6 protein-coding genes, 1 tRNA gene and 1 pseudogene are annotated in these 5,749 nt (G+C 62.2%); 2 read left to right on the top strand and 6 right to left on the bottom strand.

Features of this window, described 5'->3' with window-relative positions:
- A partial coding sequence (locus QZ638_RS22220) for an SDR family oxidoreductase (RefSeq protein ID WP_295814670.1) occupies positions 1–575 on the top strand: 575 nt, incomplete at its 5' end.
- 205 nt (positions 576–780) lie between these two features.
- Here the strand turns inward: QZ638_RS22220 and QZ638_RS22215 are convergent.
- Positions 781–866: transfer RNA gene (locus QZ638_RS22215), tRNA-Leu, on the bottom strand.
- Positions 867–991: 125 nt separating this feature from the next.
- Here QZ638_RS22215 and QZ638_RS22210 point away from each other — a divergent pair.
- Complete coding sequence (locus tag QZ638_RS22210; protein ID WP_295814667.1) at positions 992–1,459, top strand: molybdopterin-binding protein; 468 nt, start codon at positions 992–994, stop codon at positions 1,457–1,459.
- Here QZ638_RS22210 and QZ638_RS22205 read toward each other — a convergent pair.
- From QZ638_RS22205 to QZ638_RS22185, 5 genes and pseudogenes are all read right to left on the bottom strand, one after another.
- A pseudogene (locus tag QZ638_RS22205) lies at positions 1,428–1,607 on the bottom strand (tripartite transporter); the annotation flags it as partial. The gene QZ638_RS22210 and the pseudogene QZ638_RS22205 sit on opposite strands and share 32 nt — an antisense overlap.
- 71 nt (positions 1,608–1,678) lie before the next feature.
- Positions 1,679–2,191 carry a TRAP transporter small permease subunit gene (locus tag QZ638_RS22200; protein ID WP_295814664.1) on the bottom strand — a complete coding sequence of 171 codons (513 nt, stop codon included), beginning with the start codon at positions 2,189–2,191 and terminating at the stop codon, positions 1,679–1,681.
- A gap of 60 nt (positions 2,192–2,251) precedes the next feature.
- Positions 2,252–3,064: an FCD domain-containing protein gene (locus QZ638_RS22195; protein WP_295814662.1), complete on the bottom strand. Its 813-nt coding sequence runs from the start codon at positions 3,062–3,064 to the stop codon at positions 2,252–2,254.
- The gene (locus QZ638_RS22190; RefSeq protein WP_295814658.1) at positions 3,057–4,049 is read right to left on the bottom strand and encodes an oligopeptide/dipeptide ABC transporter ATP-binding protein; all 993 of its coding nucleotides are present in this window, start codon (positions 4,047–4,049) and stop codon (positions 3,057–3,059) included. The genes QZ638_RS22195 and QZ638_RS22190 overlap by 8 nt, the downstream gene beginning before the upstream one ends.
- Positions 4,042–5,749: dipeptide/oligopeptide/nickel ABC transporter permease/ATP-binding protein (locus QZ638_RS22185; protein WP_295814656.1), on the bottom strand; the 1,708-nt coding region annotated here is incomplete at its 5' end. The genes QZ638_RS22190 and QZ638_RS22185, both read right to left, overlap by 8 nt.

Raw genomic sequence — 5,749 nt, 5'->3', positions numbered from 1 at the left:
ATCGCTGCGATTTCTCCGACCGCGCGGCGTTGCACCGCTTCGTCGGGGAGCTCGACCGCGACGGTCATGCGATCGATATCCTCGTCAACAATGCCGGCACGATCCGGCGCGCGCCTGCGGCGGAACATTCCGACGCCGACTGGGACCGTGTCGTCGAGGTCAACCTGTCCGCGCCCTTTGTCCTGACGCGGGAAATCGGCCGCCGCATGATCGGACGCGGCGGCGGCAAGGTTGTGTTCGTCGCTTCGGTCCTGAGCTTCCAGGGCGGCATCAACGTGCCCGGCTACGCCGCCGCCAAAGGCGGCATCGCGCAGATCGTGCGCGCCTTCGCCAACGAGTGGGCCGCGAAAGGCATCAACGTCAACGCCGTGGCGCCCGGCTACGTCGCCACCGACAACACGGCGGCGCTTCAGGCGGACAAGGACCGGTCGGCGGAACTGCTGGCCCGCGTTCCCGCGCAGCGCTGGGGCCGGCCGGAGGACATCGCCTGGCCGGCCGTGTTCCTGGCAAGCGACGCTGCGCGCTTCATCCACGGCGCGCTGCTGCCGGTCGACGGCGGTTGGCTGGCGCGCTGAGATATCCGCTCCCTTTCCGTCAGTCGCGGCGGCCGCCTCGGCCCCTCCGACAGCGGCGATCCGGAAAAGACGGATTTCGCCCCCGCTTCGAAATCCCGCGCATCCGCGGCGCATGCGGCATCCGGGCCGCAAGGCCGCCATGACAGCGGAGAAGCATTCGGAAAAAGGAATAGGCGTTATAAGTCAATCGCTTGGATAGCGCCTGTGGTGCCCCCTGCCGGACTCGAACCGGCACGGCCAATGGCCGAGGGATTTTAAGTCCCTTGCGTCTACCAGTTCCGCCAAGGGGGCACGGGAGAACCGCTAGCCGACCCGTCGCGCACGATCAAGCCGCAAGCGTCCGGCGCTGTTCCGCGCCCGCTTCACAACCATTCCCAAGCAGAATACAAATAGCGCTCGATACGGAGCCTGAGCGCATGCCTGCAAAAACCGCAGATTCTGCCGACAATTCCATCGTCACCGCCGGTGCGCTGGTCATCGGCGACGAGATCCTGTCGGGGCGCATCCGAGAAAAGAATGCCGGCCACCTCGCCGCCGTGCTGACGGCGATCGGCATCGACCTGCGCGAGGTGCGCATCGTCGGCGACGACGAGGAAGCGATCATCGAGGCGGTCAACGCGCTGCGCAAGCACTACACCTACGTCTTCACCTCCGGCGGCATCGGGCCGACCCATGACGACATCACCGCCGACGCCATCGCCAAGGCCTTCGGCCTGCCCTGCGACTACGACGCCCAGGCGCTGAAGCTGCTCGGCGCCAATATGGAAACGGCTGTCTTTGACGGCGAGAACAGGCAAGCCCGCGCGGCGATGCGCCCAGCATCTCCCGCAGAACCTCTAGCATGCGTTCGGCGAGCTGCGAGCGCTCCAGCACCACCCCCATGAGGATGAACAGCGGCACTGCCATCAGAAGCGTGTTGCTCATCACACCCCAGACGCGGCTTGGAAAAAAGTCCAGAAAGGCGAGATCGAACGCACCGAAGAAGCTCGCGATAACCGCGATCACGAAGGGCACGCCAGCGATTGCGAGCATTGCGGGAATGCCGCTCAAAATGCCGCCGAAGAGCCCGACGAGCATCAGGCACAGAAACAGTTCGGAAAGATTCATAGAGTGGGCTCGTCTTCAGCGGAACGGTCTGGACGCGGCTCCAACACCATGGCGATGCCCTGCAGGATCATCATGGCGGCGCCGAGAGGCAAAGCCGTCTTGACAACGAACAACCCCGGCAAACCCCCTGTTTCTATCGAAGCCTCGCGAATCGACCAGGAATAAGCGAGATCGGCCCAATCGGCCCAGATGATGAGACCGAACACCGGAATGAGAAAAAGCAGCACTGCGACTGCATCTGCGATACGGGCATAGGCCGGCGAGAGATTTTCTGAAAGCACCTCCACACGCACGTGACCGCCTCGGCGAAGACAGACGGGTACCGAGAAGATGAGGAGCACGGCGAAAGTGTAGGCGGCGAAATCCTGCAGCTCGATGAAACCGACACCGAAACCATAACGCATCACCACAATGGTGAGCACGCTGACGGTCAGGGCAAGGCAGGCAAGAACGCACAATGCCGTCGCCAACCGATCCAGACCGGCGCAGAACCCCAAATACAAATGCAAAACCGGCTCCCATCCGAATTTCGGCGCGAAGCTACCGCATGCGCCAATGAAAGGAAATGCCTATTTGCCGGCGGCCTGGTGGGCGATGCCGGACTGCCCGCGGCGCGGAATCTCGGCGCGCTCGAGCATGTATATCTCTGCCGCTTTCATATGTTCATGCATGATCCTTGCAGCGCGTTCTCCATCGCCTGCCTTGATCGCGCGGAGCAGGCTGATCTGATAGTGCAGCCCTGCCTCGCGCAAAGCCGGATTCGGCTCTTTGTAGATGGCACGACAAACGGCCATGTCACGAAGCAGGCTGATCAGGAAGATGCAATTGAACCCAAGCAGTGCGTTCTCCGCGTGGCGGGCGAGCTCGACATGGAAATCGAGTTCGGCAAGGCGTTGTCGATATTCCTCTTCAGCCGTCTTCGGCTCTTCCTCATAGAGCCGAATGGTCTCTTGCAGCGTAACAAAAGCCTCTGGAGAGAGCCTGCCGGCAAGGCTGGAGGCGAGTTGCGGTTCCAGAACCTTGCGGATGGCATAAATGTCGGCGATGGAGGGCGGCTGGAACAGGAACAGATTGTCAAGCAGGCGGATCGCCTGATCCGCCCCCACGCTGGAAACGAAAACCCCGCCCCCGGGGCCCGTCTTGCTGGTGGTGAGCCCCTGAAACTCAAGTATTTTTAAAGCCTCGCGCAGCGTACCGCGCGACGCTTCCTGCGTTTCCGGCAAAAGCCAATCGTTGGGAATGCGATCGCCCGGCGCCAGCCCGTGGGCGACGATGAGCTCGCGGATCCGGTCGGCAATAAGATCCGGCCGCTTACGGCGCTTCAGCACTTTTGAGAGCTGGGAGGGTCTCGGGGCCAATTGCGAACCGCGGCGATCAGGCATCCTCGTTCTCTTCGACAGGATGATAGCACGCCGCCCGATGTTCAATGCAGTCCGGTGCCGGATCGAGCGGCGGCTGTGCCGATTTGCAAACATCCGTTCCGCGCGGACAGCGAGCGAAAAAAGCGCAGCCCGGCGGCGGATCGTAGGGATCGGGAAGCTCCGTATTCGCATCTTCTGGAATGAGTGAACGCTTTCCCGGGACGGGGGCCGATTTCAACAAGAGGTGGGTGTAGGGATGGCGCGGGACACCAAAGATCCGCTCCGCCTCCCCTAGTTCGGCGAGCCGCCCGAAATAGAGCACCGCCACCCGATCGCTGACGCTTTCAATCACCGACAAATCGTGGCTGATGAACACGTAAGTGAGACCGAACTTTGCCTTGAGGTCGTCGAGAATGTTGAGCACCTGCGCCTGTACGGACACGTCGAGTGCGGAAACCGGTTCGTCGAGCACGATCAATTCGGGATCGGCGGCGAGAGCACGGGCAATGCCGATGCGCTGCGCCTGTCCGCCTGAGAATTCGTGCGGATAGCGCTCGAGGAATTCCGGCGCCAGATTGACAGCCTCCATGAGCTCCTTGAGCCTGTTTTCGCGGGCGTCCTTGCCGAGACCGAGGAGATGTTTAAGCGGCGCTTCGAGAATGGTACGGATCGTCTTGCGCGGATTGAGGGATGCAACGGGGTCCTGAAAGACATACTGGACGCGTTGCGCGAGCCTTTGCGGATCACGCTTGGCCTCGGCCACCAGGTCGACCCCATCGAAAGTGATGGAGCCGCCGGTGGGTGTGTCGAGACCCACGATCAGACGGGCGAGTGTCGACTTTCCGCAACCCGATTCCCCGACCACGCCGAGCGTTTCGCCCTTGCGCACATTGATAGAGATGCCCTGCACGGCGTGAACCGCCGGCAGGGCCTTGCCGAACAGAGTGCGCCCACCCCCGAACACGCGTTCGGCATTGTCAATCTCCAGAAGGGTCGTATCAGACATCGGCAGCCTCCCCGGTGAGTGGATAGAGGCACCGCACGGCACGTGCACCGCCAAGCGGCGACAGGGCTATATCGTCCTTTCGACAGTCCGCCTTCGCGCGTGGGCAACGTGCCGCGAAGGCGCAACCGGGCGGCAGATTGTTGACCACGGGCGGGCGCCCCTCGATCGCATCCAGCCGCCGGTCGGGCGCGCCCAAAACCGGCACACAGTCGATCAACTTGCGCGTGTAAGGATGGGCCGGCGCGTTGAGCACTTCTTCCGTCGTGCCCGTTTCAACGATACGTCCCGCATACATGACCGCAACCCGATCGCACACGGCAGAAACCACGCCGAAATCATGAGTGATGAACAGGATGGCCGCGTCGCTTTCCCGCCTGAGCGTGTCCATCAAGGAGAGAATCTGCGCCTGCACGGTAACGTCCAGCGCGGTGGTCGGTTCGTCGGCGATGATGATCTTGGCGTCGTTTGCAAGCGCCATGGCGATGCAGACACGCTGGCGCATACCGCCGGAAAGTTCGTGCGGATACACCTTCAGCCGCTCTACCGGATTGGTGATGCGAACCAGCCGCAACAGTTCCTCGGCGCGTCTGTCCGCTTCCGAGCGTTTGACTGGTCGATGCGCCATGATCGCTTCGGTCAACTGGTCGCCAATGGTGAAAAGCGGATGCAGGGTCGAGAGTGGATCCTGGAAAACATGACTCACATCCGCACCTCTCAGTTCGCGGATACGCGCGTCGCTGACAGCGAAAAGATCCTCGCCATCCAGCCAGGCGGCTCCACCGGTAATGCGGCCGGGGGGCGTCGGCACCAGCCCCATGAGCGACATGGCCGAAACGGATTTTCCGGATCCGGATTCGCCGACGATGCCAAGGCATTCGCCCTGCTTCAAATGCAGGTCGATGCCTCCAACCGCGCGATAGACGTCGCCACCGATATGGAATTCGGTTTTGAGATCCGAGACCTCCAGAATGCTTTCCGCGTGGACACGTTTTTCCGGCACCATATGACGCTCAACCGCCGTGCGCGCGACAGGCCGTGTCAGTGCGCCGGACTTCAGCCGTGGATCAAGCACATCGCGCACACCGTCTCCGAGCAGATTGATGCTCATGACAAGCGCGAAGATCATCAGGCCGGGAATGATCGACACGTGCGGCGCGGTGAACAGAATTTTGCGCCCTTCGCCCAGCATCGAGCCAAGATCGGCCTGCGGCGGCTGCGCGCCGAGTCCGAGGAAAGACAGGCCCGCCGTCTCCAGAATCATCCAGCCGATGGTGGTGGACATGGTGATGATGATCACGGGCAACACGTTGGGCAGAATCTCGCCGAACAGGATGCCGGCGTTTGATTTTCCCGAAAGACGCGCCGCATCGACAAATTCGCGACGGGAGAGCCCGATGGTGATGCCGCGAATGTTGCGGGCGAAGAAGGGAATATTGACCACCGCGATGGCATAGAGCGCATTGAGCAAACCGGGTCCGAGCGCGGCAACGATGGCGAGTGCGAGCAGGATGTAGGGAAATGCCATGACCATGTCGATGCCGCGCATCAGAAGCGCGTCGACCCGACCGCCGGCATAACCGGCAACAAGCCCGATGAGCGAGCCGAAAAATGCGGCAATCAGCGTTGCCGAAATGCCCACGGCCAGGCTCACGCGCGTGCCCCAGACAAGGCGCGAAAGGATGTCACGTCCCAGTGCATCC

Source organism: uncultured Nitratireductor sp., assembly GCF_913053745.1.
Classification (GTDB): domain Bacteria; phylum Pseudomonadota; class Alphaproteobacteria; order Rhizobiales; family Rhizobiaceae; genus Nitratireductor.
Note: the sequence above shows the minus strand (reverse complement) of the source record. Positions and strands in the feature narration are given on the sequence as shown.